We start from the raw sequence: 15,277 nt of genomic DNA on the forward strand, positions 1-15,277 counted from the left end.
ACGGGACCGGGTCCGCGTTCCTCTTCGCTCGTTCCGCGTCAGGCGCGGTAGTTCGGCGGTTCCTTGGTGATCTGCACGTCGTGGACGTGGCTCTCGCGCTGGCCGGCGCCGCTGATCTTCACGAACTTCGGCTTGCTGCGCATGTCCTCGATGGTGCCGCAGCCCACGTAGCCCATGGTCGCGCGCAGGCCGCCGACCAGCTGGTGGATGATGCCGCCGACCGGGCCACGGTACGGCACGCGGCCCTCGATGCCTTCCGGCACCAGCTTGTCGGCGGTGGCCGCGTCCTGGAAATAGCGGTCCTTGGAGCCCTTTTCCATCGCCGCCAGCGACCCCATGCCGCGGTAGCTCTTGTACGAGCGGCCCTGGAACAGTTCGGTCTCGCCCGGCGATTCCTCGGTACCGGCCAGCAGGCCGCCGATCATCACCGTCGACGCACCGGCGGCCAGCGCCTTGCCGATGTCGCCGGAGTAGCGGATGCCGCCGTCGGCGATCAGCGGGATGCGGTCCTGCAGCGCCTCGGCGACCAGGTCGATCGCGGTGACCTGCGGCACGCCGACGCCGGCGACCACGCGCGTGGTGCAGATCGAGCCCGGGCCGATGCCGACCTTGACCGCGTCCGCGCCGCAGTCCAGCAGCGCCAGCGCCGCTTCGCCGGTGCAGATGTTGCCGCCGACGACCTGTACCTGCGGGAAGTGCTTCTTCACCCAGCGCACGCGGTCCAGCACGCCCTGCGAGTGGCCGTGGGCGGTGTCCACCACCAGCACGTCCACGCCGGCGGCGACCAGCGCCTCGACACGGCGGTCGGTGTCGCCGCCGACGCCCACCGCGGCACCGACCAGCAGGCGCGTCGCCGCGTCCTTGGCCGCGTTCGGGTTGTCGCTCTTCTTCTGGATGTCCTTGACGGTGATCAGGCCGCGCAGTTCGAACGCGTCGTTGACCACCAGCACCTTCTCGATGCGGTTCCGGTGCAGCAGCGACAGCACTTCGTCCGAGGCCGCGCCTTCCTTGACCGTGACCAGGCGGTCCTTCTTGGTCATGATGTGGCGGACCGGGTCGTCCAGCTCGGTCTCGAAGCGCATGTCGCGGTGGGTGACGATGCCGGCCAGCTGGCCGTCGCTGCCCACCACCGGCACGCCGGAGATGTTGTGCGCCTGGGTCAGCGCCAGCACCTCGCGGATGCTGGTTTCCGGACCGACCGTGATCGGGTCGCGGATCACGCCGGATTCGAATTTCTTGACCTTGGCCACTTCGGCGGCCTGCTGCTCCAGCGGCAGGTTCTTGTGGATGATGCCGATGCCGCCGAGCTGGGCCATGGCGATGGCCAGGCGCGCTTCGGTGACCGTATCCATGGCCGCCGAGACGATCGGCAGCTTCAGCCGCAGGTCGCGGGTCAGGCGCGTGCCGAGGTCGACATCCTTGGGCAGGATCGTGGAGTGGGCGGGGACGAGCGAGACGTCGTCGTAGGTCAGTGCTTCAGCCTGGATGCGCAGCATCGGCATACCCGAGATGTGGGGAAGCGCGTCATTTTACCCTTGTTCGGGCGCCGATGGCAGGGGGCCGGTGCGACGCAGTGTCGCGCCGGTCCCGCGGTTCAGGGCCGCGGGACCGGCCCGCCGCCGTCCGGCGATCCGGCCCGGCGTGGGGATCACCTCGATTGCCGGTGGATGGCCGCCGCCACGGCGGCGGTTCAGCCCGCCGCGTCGGCCGCCTCGATGGTGTTCTGCATCAGCGTGGCCACGGTCATCGGGCCGACGCCGCCCGGCACCGGGGTGATCCAGCTGGCGCGACGCGACGCCGCCTCGAACCCCACGTCGCCGACCAGGCGGCCGTCGTCCATGCGGTTGATGCCGACATCGATCACCACCGCACCCGGCTTGACCCACTCGCCCGGCACCAGCTGCGGGATGCCCACCGCCACCACCAGGATGTCGGCGTTGCGCACGGCCCGCTCCAGTTCCTCGCGCGGGGTGAACTTGTGGCAGCTGGTGACGGTGCAGCCGGCGATCAGCAGTTCCAGCCCCATCGGCCGGCCGACGTGGTTGCTGACCCCGACGATGGTGGCGTTGCGGCCACGCACCGGCTGGTCGGTATGCGCCAGCAGGGTGATGATCCCGCGCGGCGTGCACGGGCGCAGGCCGAATTCGCGCAGCGCCAGGTGCCCCACGTTCTGCGGGTGGAAGCCGTCCACGTCCTTGCGCGGATCGATGCGCTGGATCAGCCGGTTGGCGTCGGCGATGCCCGGCAGCGGCAGCTGGATCAGGATGCCGTGGATCTTCGGGTCGGCGTTGAGCCGGTCGATCAGGTCCAGCAGCTGCGCCTCGGTGGTGCCCTCGGGCAGGTCATGGTCGAAGGCTTCGATCCCGACCTTCTGCGCGGCACGGCGCTTGTTGCGCACGTACACCGCCGAGGCCGGGTCGCCGCCGACCAGCACCACCGCCAGCCCCGGCCGCGAACGCCCGGCCGCGATCCGCGCATCGACGCGCAGCTTCAGGTCGTCGAGCAGTTCTTCGGCGATGCGGCGGCCATCGAGAATGCGGGAGGTGGCCGCGGAGGCTTCGGCAGGCAGGGTCATGGGCGTGGGGGCGGGAACGGGCCGGCTATTGTCCCCGATTCGGCGCGGCACGACATCCCGCGCCGCGGCGGGTGGCCGACGGCCGCGATCAGCCGCGATGGGCGCAGAACGCGGCGTAGTCGATGTAGCCGGGGAACGCGCGGCCCGGCGCGCACACCGCGCAACCGGGGTCGGCAGGCACGCGGGTCTCGGCAAAGCGCATGCCCAGCGCATCGAAGCGCAGCAGTCGCCCGGCCAGCGGCTGGCCGATCTCCAGCAGCAGCTTGAGCACTTCGGTGGCCTGGATCACGCCGGCCAGCCCCGGCAGCACGCCGAGCACCCCGGCCTCGGCGCAGTTGGGCGCGAACTCAGGCGGCGGCGGCTCGGGGAACAGGCACCGGTAGCATGGCGCGTGGCCACGCCGGCGGCCGGCATCGAACACGCCGACCTGCCCGTCGAACCGCTCGATCGCGGCGTACACCAGCGGCCGCGCGTGCTTGATGCAGGCGTCGTTGAGCAGGTAGCGCAGCGGGAAGTTGTCCGAGCCGTCCAGCACCACGTCCACGCCCTGCATCAACGCGTCGACGTTGGCCGATGTCAGCCGCTGCGCGACTGCCTCCACCTGGATGTGCGGATTCAGCGCCAGCAGTCGCCCGCGCGCCGATTCGACCTTGGCGCTGCCGATCGCGGCATCGGTGTGGATGATCTGGCGCTGCAGGTTGCTGCGTTCCACCACGTCGTCGTCGACGATGCGCAGACGCCCCACCCCGGCCGCGGCCAGGTAGAACGCCGCCGGCGCGCCCAGCCCGCCGGCACCGACCACCAGCACGCACGAGCGCTGCAGGCGCCGCTGCCCGGCCTCGCCCACCTGCGGCAGCAGCAGGTGCCGCGAATAGCGGTCGTGGAAGTCGCGCTCGCCGGCATCGAGCCCGGGCTGCACCAGCGGCAGTCCCGCCGCCCGCCACGCGACCGTTCCGCCAGCGACCGACGCCAGCTGCGTGTAGCCAACCGCCTGCAAGGCCACGGCCGCCTCCAGCGAGCGCCTGCCGCTCTGGCAGATCAGGATGATTTCCTGTTCCGGCGATGGCAGGACGCTGCCGGGCGCCGCCAGCAGCGCGTCGCCGGCAACCCCGTGCGCGCCTTCGGCCATGCCGGCGGCGCGCTCGTGCGCCGCGCGCACGTCGATCATCGCCGCGCCGGCCTGTTGCCGGGCGCGGGCCTGTTCCGGGGTCAGCTCGCGAATGCTCATGCCGGGATTATCGGTCATGCGCCCGCCGTGGGCGGAAGCGGCGGCCTTCAAGCGCTGGCCACTACCGCAAAGGGCGGCCTTGCGGCCGCCCCGGGATGCTCACTTCCTGCCCTTGACGTGCTTCATCAGGCGCCGTTTGGCCTTGACCTGGCGCTCGGTCAGCACGTTCTTCTTGCCCTCGTAGGGGTTGGCGCCCTCGCGGAACAGGAAGGTCACCGGCGTGCCCACCAGCTTGAAGCGCTTGCGGAAGAAGTTCTCCAGGTAGCGCTTGTACGAATCCGGCAGCTCCTTCAGGCGCGTGCCGTGCACGATGAAGGTCGGCGGATTGGTGCCGCCCGGGTGCACGTAGCGCAGCTTGGAGACATGGCCGCGGATGCTCGGCGGCGGGTTGCTCTCGTAGGCGATTTCCAGCGCCTTGTTCACTTCGCTGGTGCTGAATTCGTGGGTGGCCGAAGCATGCGCGCGGTGCACCGCGCGGAACAGTTCGCGCAGGCCCGAACCGTGCTTGGCGGAGATCCGCACCACCTCGGCCCAGGGCACGAAGCCGAGCTTGAGCGACAGCAGGGTTTCGGCCTGTTCGCGCTGGTAGTCGGTCAGCCCGTCCCACTTGTTGATCGCGATCACCAGTGCGCGGCCGGCATCGAGCACCGCACCCAGCACGCTGGCGTCCTGGTCGGTGACGCCCTCGCTGGCATCGAGCATCAGCACCGCGACCTGGCACTCCTCGATCGAGCGCAGGGTCTTGACCACCGAGAACTTCTCGACCACCTCGTCCACGCGCGACTTGCGGCGCAGGCCGGCGGTATCGATCAGCCGGTACAACCGCCCGTCGCGCTCGAGGTCCACGGAAATCGAATCGCGGGTGGTGCCGGGCACGTCGGAAGCGATCATGCGCTCCTCGCCGAGCAGGCGGTTCACCAGCGTGGACTTGCCGACATTGGGACGGCCGACGAACGCGATGCGGATCCGTGCCGGATCGTTGTCCAGGGTCTCGGTCGTGCCCTCTTCCGGCAGCCGCTCGACGACTTCCGCCAGCAGGTCGTCCAGGCCCTGGCGGTGCGCGGCCGAGACCGTGAGCATCTCGCCGAAGCCATAGCGCGCGAATTCCGAACGCACTTCCTGCTCGTCGGTGCCGTCGATCTTGTTGATCAACAGCAGCGTCGGGCGCGACAGCTTGCGCAGCCAGGCCAGGATCTCGTCGTCCAGCGCCGAGGTACCGTCGCGGGCATCGACCACGAACAGGATCAGGTCCGCCTCGGCGGCGGCGGCACGGGCCTGGCGCGCGGTGGCGCCGGCAAGGCCCTCCTCCTGCTCGGCGATGCCACCGGTGTCGACGATCAGGAACGGGTTGTCCTCGTCGAGCCGGCACACGCCGTAGTTGCGGTCGCGGGTGACGCCCGGCTGGTCATGGACCAGGGCGTCGCGCGTACGCGTCAAGGCATTGAAGATGGTCGACTTGCCGACATTCGGCCGTCCAACCAGGGCGACCAAAGGCAGCATCGCTTGGACTCCTTAGTTCGCCAACCGCCAGGCGGTCAGCTTGCCGTCCACGTTCTGCACCAGCAGTACGCCTTCGGCGACGATGGGTTGCGCGACCACCGGGTCGCCCCCGCTCTTCTCGCGGGCTGCCAGGGCGCCATCGCCCATCTGCAGCCAGTGCAGGTATCCCTTGTAATCGGCGACCACGACGTAGTCGCCCTGGATCGCCGGGCCGGTCACCGAGCGCCGCGCCAGCGCCTGCTGCGACCACATCGCCGCGCCCGAGGTCTTGTCCAGGCCGTAGACGATGCCCTTGCCGTCGGTCACCAGCACGTGGCCGGAGGACACGGCCAGGCCGCCACCGCCGCCGTGGTCGCGCGACCACAGCGGACGGCCGCTCGGGCCCTCGATCGCCATGGTCTCGTTCTTGAAGCTGGTCACGTACAGGTTGTTGCCTTCCAGCACCGGGGCACCGTCCACGTCGGCCATGCGCTCCAGCTCGGTGCGGCCTTCCGGCGTGCCGATGGTCTGCTCCCACAGCGGACGACCATCCTGCATCGCCAGCGCCGCCAGGGTGCCATCGTCGTTGCCGATGAACAGTACGCCCGGCCCCGCCACCACCGGCGCGTTGCCGCGCACGGTCAGCGAAGGCAGCTCCTGCGAATTGAACCAGCGCCGCTCGCCGCTGCCGGCATCCAGCGCGGTGGTGCGGCCGTCGTTGCTGCGCACGAACACCAGGCCCTGCGCAACCGCCGGGGCGGCGATGATCTCGCCGGGCACGCGCGCGCGCCACTTTTCGCTGCCGTTGGCCGCGTCCAGCGCGATCACCTGCCCGTCCAGGGTGCCGATGACGACCAGCCCCTCGCCCACGCCCGGGCCACCGGACAGGCGCAGCCTGGCCTTCTTCTTTTCCTTGGCAGGGGTGTATTCCCACACCTGCTTGCCGGTCTGCAGGTCCAGCGCATGCACGCCGCCTTCGACCGCCGCGGCGTAGACCCGGCCATCGGCCACGGCCGGCGCCTGGCGCACGCCGATCCGGCCTTCGCCCTTGCCGACGTTGGCCGACCAGATGCGGTTGACCTTGAGGGTGGGCTCGAACTTGACCAGTTCGGCCGGCTCCAGCGCCTTCTTGGCCTCGGCATCCTTGCCCGCGAACCAGCCCTTCACCGTCGAGCAACCGCTCAGCGCCACCGCGACCAGCGCGATGCCCGCCACATGCTTGAGTTTCATCAGTTCTTCTCCGCCGCAGGGTCGGCGACGGTACCGCCGGCGTCCATCAGCTTGATTTCGAGCAGGCGACGCTGCGGCGCGGCGACGTCGAGCTTGGCCAGCGACTGCGCGTACAGCTCGCGTGCCTGCTCGCGCTTGTCCTGCGCCACCAGTGCGTCAGCGCGGATCTCGAGGCCGGCGCTGTCGTCGGCGTTGCCGAGCAGGGCCTGCGCTTCGGCCGGCTTGCCGGTCTCGATCAGCAGGCGCGCGATGCGCTGGTCGATCAGCATCTTGAACTCGCCCTCGACCTTCAACCCGCGCAGGGTCTTGATCGCGTCGTCGTTCTTGCCGGCCTCGACCTGCGCCTTGGCCAGTTCCAGCGCCGCCAGGTCGGCATAGATGCCGGCCTTGCTGCCTTCCAGCGCCGCCACTTCCTTGGCCGCCTCGTCCAGGTTCCTGGACTGCAGGCTGCGGGAAACGGCATCGTAGCGGCTGTTGGCCTGGGCCAGCTTGCTCACCTGCTCGTTCTGCCACCACTTCCAGCCCATGATCAAGGCCAGCGCAAGCAGCACCCCGCCAATGATTCCAGCGCCGTTCTGGCGCAGCCAGGTGCGGACACGTTCGCCTTGTTCATGCTCGTCGAGCAGGTCGTCAATCGCCATGCGTAACTCTCGCTCCAATCCTGCCGGGGGAGCCTTGGTGTTTTGATCTGCGCTTGTTTCAGTGTGAAACCGGCGCCACGGAGCCGTCAGAGGATACCGTAAAGCGGGCAACATTATTACCGCTTGTATACGGCGCCAGGTCGACGCTGCCAGCGCCCTGCCGGAAGTCCACTTCCGAGGCGTTGCCTACCTTCATCCGGCCGACCTGGCCGGGGGTGTAACTGCGCTTCTCGCCAGCGCGGATCAGCGCCTTCTCGACGATGGAACCGTCCGGCGCGGAGACCTCAACCCAGCTGTCGCCACGGAACTCCAGGCTCATGCCCGGCGAGGCCGCCACCAGCTGCGGCTCGGCCGCCTGCCGCGCCAGCGGCGCCATCGATGCGATATAGGGCGCGCGCTCGGATGCCGGGCGCACCGCCGCTTCATCGGTGCCGGTACCATCGGCAGCGCTGGCGGCAGCCACCGAGGCCGCATCCGGCACCACGTCCAGCGACGCGGTACTGGGCGCGGCATCGCCGAACTTGCTCTGGAAGGCATACCAGACCGGTACCGCGAGCACCGCGGTGATCACCACGTATACCGCCCGGCGACCAAGGCTTTCGGCCACGCGGCGGACGCGCGGGGTATGCGTATGACTGACCAGCCTGGGCGGCTCGACCGGCGCGATCCGTGCCTGCTGCAGCAGCCCGTCCAGGTTGACGCCCAGCAGGCGCGCGTAGCTGCGCAGCTGGCCGCGCACGAACACCGGCGCCCCCAGCCGCTCCCAACGCTCTTCCTCCAGCGCGGCAACCACCTGCAGCGGCATGTGCAGCCGCCCTGCTACCTCCTCCAGCGACAGGCCGGCGGCTTGACGCGCCTGGCGAAGCTGCTCCCCGCAGCCCACCGCCCCCTCAAAAGCGTTCATACCCGGATCATTGCTCACAATGCATCAGCCCTGGGAATTCGGGGTTGCGCCGGCAGGAAATTCCTCACGCAACCGCTGCTGGTATCGGCTGACGGCACTGCTGTCGCCCAGCCGTTCTTCTATCTGAATGGCAAGTTGTAACACGGAAACCGTTGCTGGCGCAGCCGCCAGCCGCCGCTGGTAGAAGGCCCGCGCCTCGAAATACCGCCCCAGCCGGACCTCGTTGCGCGCCATCGCCTCCAGCGCGTAGGCATTGTCCGGGTCAAGCTCGAGCGCCTGCCGCAGGTCCTGCCCGGCGCGTTCGCCCTGCCCTGCCTCCAGTGCGCAGCCGCCGGCATTTGCCAGCGCGTCGGCACGCTGCTGGTAGCGGGGATCGGCCACGGCGCGGTCGAACCAGACCAGCGCTTCGGCCGGATGCCCGTTGGCGCACAGCCAGGCGCCATAGTTGTTGAGCACGTCGCCCTGGGCCGGCGCAAGCTCGGCGGCGCGCCGGTACAGCTTGCCGGCTGCCTCCACGTGGCCACGCCGCCCTTCGATCACCGCCTGCAGGGTGTAGGCCGCCGGATCGTCCGGCGCCAGTTTCTGCGCCGAGCGGGCGTGCTTGAAGGCGCCATCCAGATCGCCGCGGCCCAGCCGGTCGCCGACCAACCGCAACAGCTCCTGGTAGCGCAGACGCGCGCGCACCTGGCGGTCGTCATGCACCTCGACCGGCTGCGCCATCTCCTGGCCCCAGCGGACCCGGGTCGCCTTGGTGCCATGCCCGCAGCCGGCAAGCAGCAGCAGGACCAGCACCGCCGCGAGCAGGCGCTCAGCCAAGCGCGTCCCGCTGCGCCGGGAGCGCGTCCTGGGCCTGCAGCAGGCGGTTGAACTCGGCCTGGCGGCGGGTGCGGTCCATCACCTGCCCCTTGAGCTGGCCGCAGGCCGCATCGATGTCGTCGCCGCGGGTCCGCCGCACCATGGTCAGCACCTGCGCATCGAGCAGGATCTTCTGGAAGGCACGGATCTGCTCTTCGTCGGAACGCTCGTAGCGGGTGCCGGGGAACGGGTTGAACGGAATCAGGTTGACCTTGCCCGAGTCCCGGGCCTGCACGGCGTTGTCGAACTGGCGCATCAGCCGCGCCAGCTGGCGGGCATGCTCGGGCTGGTCATTGATGCCCTTCATCAGGGTGTATTCGAAGGTCACCGAATCGCGCCGCTTGTTGCCGCGCAGGTAGCGCGCGCAGGACGCCATCAGTTCGGCGATCGGATACTTCTTGTTGAGCGGCACCAGTGTCTCGCGCAGCTCGTCATTGGGCGCATGCAGCGACACCGCCAGCGACACGTCGCTCTCGACCGAGAGGCGGTCGATCTGCGGCACCAGCCCGGAGGTGGACAGGGTCACGCGCTTGTTGGCCAGGCCGTAACCCAGGTCGTCGCGCATGATGCTCATGGCGCGCACGACGTTGTCGAAATTCATCAGCGGCTCGCCCATGCCCATCATCACCACGTTGGTGAGGCGGCGCATCTGGTGCGGCACGTTGCCCAGGTGGCGGGCCGCGACCCACACCTGGCCGATGATCTCGGCGGTGGTCAGGTTGCGGTTGAAGCCCTGGGTGGCGGTCGAACAGAACGTGCAGTTCAGGCCGCAGCCGACCTGCGAGGACACGCACAGCGTGCCGCGGGTCTTGTCGGGGATGTACACGGTCTCGATGGCATTCCTGCCATCCACGCCCATCGCCAGCAGCCACTTGTGGGTGCCGTCGGCGGAAGGCTTGTCGAACACGACATTGGGGACGACGACCTCGGCATGCTGCTGCAGCTTGGCGCGCAGCGACTTGCCGAGGTCGGTCATCTGGTCGAAATCGGTGACGTAGCGATGATGGATCCACTTCATCACCTGGTGGGCACGGAACTTCTGCTCGCCGAGGGTCTCGACGAAGAACGTCTCCAGGCCCGCGCGATCGAGGTCGAGCAGGTTCTGCTTGCCAGCCGCCGGCGTGGTTTTCGGCAGCGGCTGGATGGCGGGGGACTGTACGACCTCGTTCACGGATTCAACCTTTTACCTGCCGCTCAGCGCGAAACCACGTCGGTGGCGGCGAAGAAGTAGGCGATCTCGATCGCGGCATTCTCGACCGAGTCCGAGCCGTGGGCGGCATTGGCGTCGATGGATTCGGCGAAGTCGGCGCGGATGGTGCCCGGCGCGGCTTCCTTCGGATTGGTGGCGCCCAGCAGGTCGCGGTGGGCCAGCACGGCGTTCTCGCCTTCCAGGGCCTGGATCATCACCGGGCCGGAGATCATGAACTCGACCAGCGCGTTGAAGAACGGACGCTCGCGGTGCACGGCGTAGAAGCCCTCGGCCTCGCGGCGCGACAGCTGCTTGTACTTGGCGGCCACGACCTTCAGGCCGGCCTTCTCGAAGCGGGCGTAGATCTCGCCGATCACGTTCTTGGCGACGGCATCGGGCTTGATGATGGAAAGGGTGCGCTCCAGCGCCATGGGAATTCTCCGGATTTGGGGCCGGTCGGCCCGAGGGTACATGAAAAAAAACCCGCGTGCGGACGCGGGCTTAGCCTGAATTGCGGTCGCCAATTCTAACGGGTGGCCCGGGGCTTTGCACAGCGCCAGATGAATGATGCTGCATAGCAGCATGACCCGGGCACCCACCGGGCGTAGCATCCAAACAATCGTTTGATTGATTCCATCGCCATGGGCAAACCCGCCAGCTTCTCCACCAAGGACCGCATCCTCGGCGCCGCCGAGGAGTTGTTCGCGCAATACGGCTTCTCCGGCACCTCGCTGCGCCAGGTGACCAGTCACGCCGACGTCAACATCGCCGCGGTCAACTACCACTTCGGCTCCAAGGAAAACCTGGTCAACGAGGTGTTCCGCCGGCGCATGGACGAGATGACCGCCGCCCGCCTGGCGCAGCTGGAGCAGGCCCGCTCCACCCGCCCGGGCGACCTGCGCGCGGTGCTGGCCGCCTTCGTCGAGCCGGCGCTGGCGATGGCCCAGGACCGGCAGAGTGGCGGCGCGTTCGTACGGGTGATCGCCCGCGCCTATGCCGAGAAGAACGACAACCTGCGCAAGTTCCTGTCCGACCACTACGGCCATGTCCTGCGCGAGTTCGGCAAGGCCATCGGCGCCTGCGTGCCCGGCCTGAGCAAGGAAGAACTGTACTGGCGGCTCGACTTCCTCGCCGGCGCGCTGACCTATGCGATGGCCGACTTCGGCCTGATCAAGCGCCCGCACGGCATCAGCGAGGCCGCGCATCGCAGCAAGGCCGCCAACGAACTGATCCATTTCGCCGAGGCCGGGTTCCGCGCCAGCGCGCATGGCGCCATCCCGCCCGCCTCCCCCTGATTCCACCCGGTACCAACAAAGGCCCTACACCATGTCCAATTCCCTGCTGATCCGCCGCGCCGCCGTGCTGGGTGCCGGCGTCATGGGTGCCCAGATCGCCGCCCACCTCACCAATGCTGGCGTCGACACCGTGCTGTTCGACCTGCCTGCAAAGGAAGGCCCGGCCGACGGCATCGTGCTCAAGGCGATCGCCAACCTGGGCAAGCTCAGCCCGGCGCCGCTGGCCAGCACCTCGCTGGCCGAAGCCATCACCCCGGCCAACTATGAGTCCGGGCTGGAGCAGCTGAAGGACTGCGACCTGATCATCGAGGCCATCGCCGAGCGCATGGACTGGAAGCAGGACCTGTACAGGAAGATCGCGCCGTTCGTGGCCGACCACGCGGTGCTGGCCTCCAACACCTCGGGCCTGGGCATCAACAAGCTGGCCGACGTGCTGCCCGAGCAGCTGCGCCACCGCTTCTGCGGCGTGCACTTCTTCAACCCGCCGCGCTACATGCACCTGGCCGAGCTGATCCCGGCCACCACCACCGACGCCGCCGTGCTCGAAGGCCTGGAGGAATTCCTGGTCACCACCCTGGGCAAGGGCGTGGTGTACGCCAAGGACACCCCGAACTTCATCGGCAACCGCATCGGCGTGTTCTCGATCCTGTCCACCATCCACCACACCCAGCAGTTCGGCCTGGGCTTCGATGAAGTGGACGGCCTGACCGGCCCGCTGGTCGGCCGCCCGAAGTCGGCCACCTACCGCACCTCCGACGTGGTCGGCCTGGACACCATGGCCCACGTCATCAAGACCATGGGCGACACCCTGCCGGACGACCCGTGGCATGCGTTCTTCAAGTCGCCGAAGTGGCTGGAGGCGCTGATCGCCAAGGGCGCGCTGGGCCAGAAGACCGGTGCCGGCATCTTCCGCAAGGTCGGCAAGGACATCGTCGTGCTGGACCTGGAAAAGCAGGACTACCGCCCGGCCGACCGCACCGCCGCGCCGGAGGTGGTCGAGATCCTGAAGATCAGGAACCCGGCCGAGAAATTCGCCAGGCTGCGCGAGAGCCAGCACCCGCAGGCGCAGTTCCTGTGGGCGACCTTCCGCGACCTGTTCCACTACAGCGCCTATCACCTGGCCGACATCGCCGAGACCGCGCGCGACGTGGACCTGGCCATCCGCTGGGGCTACGGCTGGTCGCTGGGCCCGTTCGAAACCTGGCAGGCCGCCGGCTGGAAGCAGGTGGCGCAGTGGATCGCCGATGACATCGTCGCCGGCAAGAGCATGAGCAGCGCGCCGCTGCCTGACTGGGTGTTCGACGGCCGCAACGGCGTGCATGCCGCCGAGGGCAGCTACAGCCCATCGCGCAACGCCAAGCTGCCGCGCTCGTCGCTGCCGGTTTACCAGCGCCAGCGCTTCCCGGACCCGCTGCTGGGCGAGAAGTTCGCCCCGGGCGAGACCGTGTTCGAGAACGACGGCCTGCGCATGTGGCACGACGGCGACGGCATCGCCGTGGTCAGCTTCAAGACCAAGATGAACACCGTCTCCGACCAGGTGCTGGACGGCCTGCAGGAATGCGTCAGCCGCGCCGAGAAGGACTTCCAGGGCCTGGTGATCTGGCAGCAGAAGGAGCCGTTCTCCGCCGGCGCCGACCTGGCCGGCGCGCTGGGCCTGCTGCAGGCCGGCAAGGTCGACCAGTTCGAACAGATGGTCGCCAACTTCCAGCGCACCAGCCAGCGCATCAAGTACTCGCTGGTGCCAGTGGTTGCGGCGGTGCGCGGCCTGGCCCTGGGCGGCGGCTGCGAATTCCAGATGCACAGCGCCAAGACCGTAGCCTTCCTGGAAAGCTACATCGGCCTGGTCGAGGCCGGCGTTGGCCTGCTGCCGGCCGGTGGCGGCCTGAAGGAACTGGCCGTGCGCGCCTCGCAGGCCGCGAGCCCGGGCGGCGACGTGTTCGCCGAACTGAAGAAGACCTTCGAGACCGTGGCGATGGCCAAGGTGTCCAACTCGGCGGTCAACGCCAAGGAGCTGGGCCTGTTGCGCGGCACCGACAAGGTGGTGTTCAACAGCTACGAGGCGCTGTACATCGCCAAGGCCGAAGCACGTGCGCTGGCCGAAGCCGGCTACCGTCCGCCGCTGCCGGCGCGCCGCATCCAGGTCGCCGGCGACGTCGGCATCGCGACCTTCAAGATGATGCTGGTCAACATGCTCGAAGGCCGTTTCATCAGCCCGTACGACTACGAGATCGCCGAGCGTATCGCCACCGTGCTGTGCGGCGGCAAGGTCGACCGCGGCACCCTGGTGGACGAAGAGTGGCTGCTGGCCCTGGAGCGCAGGCACTTCGTCGAGCTGGCCCAGCAGGAAAAGACCCAGGCCCGCATCGCGCACATGCTCAAGACCGGCAAGCCGCTGCGGAACTGACGGAAGACAACGGCAGTGCCGGCCACGGGCCGGCCCCTCTTCCAACCCCTATTCGAGAGATCACCGCAATGACCAAGCAAATCCAGGACGCCTACATCGTCGCCGCCACCCGCACCCCGGTCGGCAAGGCGCCCAAGGGCATGTTCCGCAATACCCGCCCCGACGATATGCTGGCGCACGTCCTGCGCAGCGTCGTGGCCCAGGCGCCGGGCGTGGACGTCAACCGCATCGATGACGCGATCATCGGCTGCGCCATGCCGGAAGCCGAGCAGGGCATGAACGTGGCGCGCATCGGCGTGCTGCTGGCCGGCCTGCCGAACACCATCGCCGCGCAGACCGTGAACCGCTTCTGCTCCTCCGGCCTGCAGGCCGTGGCCCAGGCCGCCGACGCGATCCGCCTGGGCAACGCCGACCTGATGCTGGCCGGCGGCACCGAATCGATGTCGATGGTGCCGATGATGGGCAACAAGATCGCGATGGCGCCGAGCGTGTTCGACAACGACCACGTGGCCATCGCCTACGGCATGGGCATCACCGCCGAGAAGGTGGCCGAAGAGTGGAAGGTCTCGCGCGAAGACCAGGACGCGTTCGCCCTGGCCTCGCACCAGAAGGCCATGGCCGCGATCCAGGCCGGCGAATTCAAGGATGAGATCAGCCCGTACGAGATCGTCTCGCACCTGCCGGACCTGGCCGACGGCCAACGCATCATCACCCGCAACAGGATCGCCGACACCGACGAAGGCCCGCGCCCGGATTCCTCGGCCGAAGGCCTGGCCAAGCTGCGCCCGGTGTTCCGCAACGGCCAGTTCGGCGGCACCGTCACCGCCGGCAACTCGTCGCAGATGAGCGATGGCGCCGGTGCCGTGCTGCTGGCCTCGGAGCAGGCGATCAAGGACTACGGCCTCACTCCGCTGGCGCGCTTCGTCAGCTTCTCGGTGGCCGGCGTGCGCCCGGAAGTGATGGGCATCGGCCCGATCGCCGCGATCCCGAAGGCACTGAAGCAGGCCGGCCTGAGCCAGGACCAGCTGGACTGGATCGAGCTCAACGAAGCCTTCGCCGCGCAGTCGCTGGCGGTGATCCGCGATTGCGGCCTGGACCCGGCCAAGGTCAACCCGCTGGGCGGCGCGATCGCGCTGGGACATCCCCTCGGCGCCACCGGCGCGATCCGTACCGCAACCCTGCTGCACGGCCTGCGCCGTCGCCAGCAGAAGTACGGCATGGTGACCATGTGCATCGGTACCGGCATGGGCGCAGCAGGTATTTTCGAGGCGCTGTGACGTTCAAGGGCGTGCTGGTCTGCGGTGGAGCCCGGGGCGGCGAGACCGCCCGGGACACGCCGCGAACCCGTCCATCGGGGTTCGCCAGCGGCCTCCCCGCGTGCGCCATCGCCCCATACACGGCAAAACCGGGTTGGGCTCCTGCCGCAACCCGCCCCGCGCCTGCCGCTGACAGCCCCGGTCAGCCTCGTCCCCCCCGT

13 protein-coding genes are annotated in these 15,277 nt (G+C 68.9%); 3 read left to right on the top strand and 10 right to left on the bottom strand.

Going from position 1 to position 15,277, the window contains the following annotated elements:
* Positions 1-38 precede the first annotated feature (38 nt).
* The 10 genes from guaB to ndk form a co-directional block, all read right to left on the bottom strand.
* A complete protein-coding gene (gene guaB, locus F0P95_RS12865; RefSeq protein ID WP_182334561.1) occupies positions 39-1,496 on the bottom strand; it encodes an IMP dehydrogenase in 1,458 nt (485 codons plus the stop codon).
* A 194-nt stretch (positions 1,497-1,690) separates the two neighbouring features.
* Positions 1,691-2,575: a bifunctional methylenetetrahydrofolate dehydrogenase/methenyltetrahydrofolate cyclohydrolase FolD gene (gene folD, locus F0P95_RS12870; RefSeq protein WP_182334562.1), complete on the bottom strand. Its 885-nt coding sequence runs from the start codon at positions 2,573-2,575 to the stop codon at positions 1,691-1,693.
* An 88-nt stretch (positions 2,576-2,663) separates the two neighbouring features.
* Positions 2,664-3,803, bottom strand: a complete 1,140-nt coding sequence (gene moeB, locus F0P95_RS12875) for a molybdopterin-synthase adenylyltransferase MoeB (RefSeq protein ID WP_182336994.1) — start codon at positions 3,801-3,803, stop codon at positions 2,664-2,666.
* A gap of 99 nt (positions 3,804-3,902) precedes the next feature.
* Complete coding sequence (gene der / locus F0P95_RS12880; protein WP_054666251.1) at positions 3,903-5,303, bottom strand: ribosome biogenesis GTPase Der; 1,401 nt, start codon at positions 5,301-5,303, stop codon at positions 3,903-3,905.
* A gap of 12 nt (positions 5,304-5,315) precedes the next feature.
* A complete protein-coding gene (gene bamB, locus F0P95_RS12885) occupies positions 5,316-6,512 on the bottom strand; it encodes an outer membrane protein assembly factor BamB (protein ID WP_182334563.1) in 1,197 nt (398 codons plus the stop codon).
* Positions 6,512-7,153: a YfgM family protein gene (locus tag F0P95_RS12890; protein WP_182334564.1), complete on the bottom strand. Its 642-nt coding sequence runs from the start codon at positions 7,151-7,153 to the stop codon at positions 6,512-6,514. The genes bamB and F0P95_RS12890 overlap by 1 nt, the downstream gene beginning before the upstream one ends.
* A gap of 58 nt (positions 7,154-7,211) precedes the next feature.
* On the bottom strand, positions 7,212-8,075 hold the full coding sequence (locus tag F0P95_RS12895; RefSeq protein ID WP_425515869.1) for a RodZ domain-containing protein: 864 nt from the start codon (positions 8,073-8,075) through the stop codon (positions 7,212-7,214).
* 6 nt (positions 8,076-8,081) lie between these two features.
* Positions 8,082-8,873 carry a type IV pilus biogenesis/stability protein PilW gene (pilW, locus tag F0P95_RS12900; protein WP_232528687.1) on the bottom strand — a complete coding sequence of 264 codons (792 nt, stop codon included), beginning with the start codon at positions 8,871-8,873 and terminating at the stop codon, positions 8,082-8,084.
* Complete coding sequence (gene rlmN, locus F0P95_RS12905) at positions 8,866-10,083, bottom strand: dual-specificity RNA methyltransferase RlmN (protein ID WP_182334566.1); 1,218 nt, start codon at positions 10,081-10,083, stop codon at positions 8,866-8,868. The genes pilW and rlmN overlap by 8 nt, the downstream gene beginning before the upstream one ends.
* 23 nt (positions 10,084-10,106) lie before the next feature.
* Positions 10,107-10,532: a nucleoside-diphosphate kinase gene (gene ndk / locus F0P95_RS12910; RefSeq protein WP_182334567.1), complete on the bottom strand. Its 426-nt coding sequence runs from the start codon at positions 10,530-10,532 to the stop codon at positions 10,107-10,109.
* A 210-nt stretch (positions 10,533-10,742) separates the two neighbouring features.
* On the opposite strand from ndk, the gene F0P95_RS12915 reads away from it, so the two are divergent.
* The 3 genes from F0P95_RS12915 (at position 10,743) to F0P95_RS12925 (ending at position 15,077) form a co-directional block, all read left to right on the top strand.
* Positions 10,743-11,396: a TetR/AcrR family transcriptional regulator gene (locus tag F0P95_RS12915; protein ID WP_182334568.1), complete on the top strand. Its 654-nt coding sequence runs from the start codon at positions 10,743-10,745 to the stop codon at positions 11,394-11,396.
* Between the two features lie 31 nt (positions 11,397-11,427).
* Complete coding sequence (locus F0P95_RS12920) at positions 11,428-13,800, top strand: 3-hydroxyacyl-CoA dehydrogenase/enoyl-CoA hydratase family protein (RefSeq protein ID WP_182334569.1); 2,373 nt, start codon at positions 11,428-11,430, stop codon at positions 13,798-13,800.
* Positions 13,801-13,868: 68 nt separating this feature from the next.
* A complete protein-coding gene (locus F0P95_RS12925; protein ID WP_182334570.1) occupies positions 13,869-15,077 on the top strand; it encodes an acetyl-CoA C-acyltransferase in 1,209 nt (402 codons plus the stop codon).
* The last annotated feature ends 200 nt before the right edge of the window (positions 15,078-15,277 follow it).

It is taken from the genome of Stenotrophomonas acidaminiphila (genome assembly GCF_014109845.1).
GTDB classification, from domain to species: Bacteria; Pseudomonadota; Gammaproteobacteria; order Xanthomonadales; family Xanthomonadaceae; genus Stenotrophomonas; species Stenotrophomonas acidaminiphila.

Excerpts from the sequence above, each read along its gene's own strand:
- ndk (WP_182334567.1), bottom strand. The coding sequence starts at position 10,532 with ATGGCGCTGGAGCGCACCCTTTCCATCATCAAGCCCGATGCCGTCGCC.
- guaB (WP_182334561.1), bottom strand. The coding sequence starts at position 1,496 with ATGCTGCGCATCCAGGCTGAAGCACTGACCTACGACGACGTCTCGCTC.
- F0P95_RS12925 (WP_182334570.1), top strand. The coding sequence starts at position 13,869 with ATGACCAAGCAAATCCAGGACGCCTACATCGTCGCCGCCACCCGCACC.
- F0P95_RS12890 (WP_182334564.1), bottom strand. The coding sequence starts at position 7,153 with ATGGCGATTGACGACCTGCTCGACGAGCATGAACAAGGCGAACGTGTC.
- bamB (WP_182334563.1), bottom strand. The coding sequence starts at position 6,512 with ATGAAACTCAAGCATGTGGCGGGCATCGCGCTGGTCGCGGTGGCGCTG.
- folD (WP_182334562.1), bottom strand. The coding sequence starts at position 2,575 with ATGACCCTGCCTGCCGAAGCCTCCGCGGCCACCTCCCGCATTCTCGAT.
- moeB (WP_182336994.1), bottom strand. The coding sequence starts at position 3,803 with ATGAGCATTCGCGAGCTGACCCCGGAACAGGCCCGCGCCCGGCAACAG.
- F0P95_RS12915 (WP_182334568.1), top strand. The coding sequence starts at position 10,743 with ATGGGCAAACCCGCCAGCTTCTCCACCAAGGACCGCATCCTCGGCGCC.
- der (WP_054666251.1), bottom strand. The coding sequence starts at position 5,303 with ATGCTGCCTTTGGTCGCCCTGGTTGGACGGCCGAATGTCGGCAAGTCG.
- F0P95_RS12920 (WP_182334569.1), top strand. The coding sequence starts at position 11,428 with ATGTCCAATTCCCTGCTGATCCGCCGCGCCGCCGTGCTGGGTGCCGGC.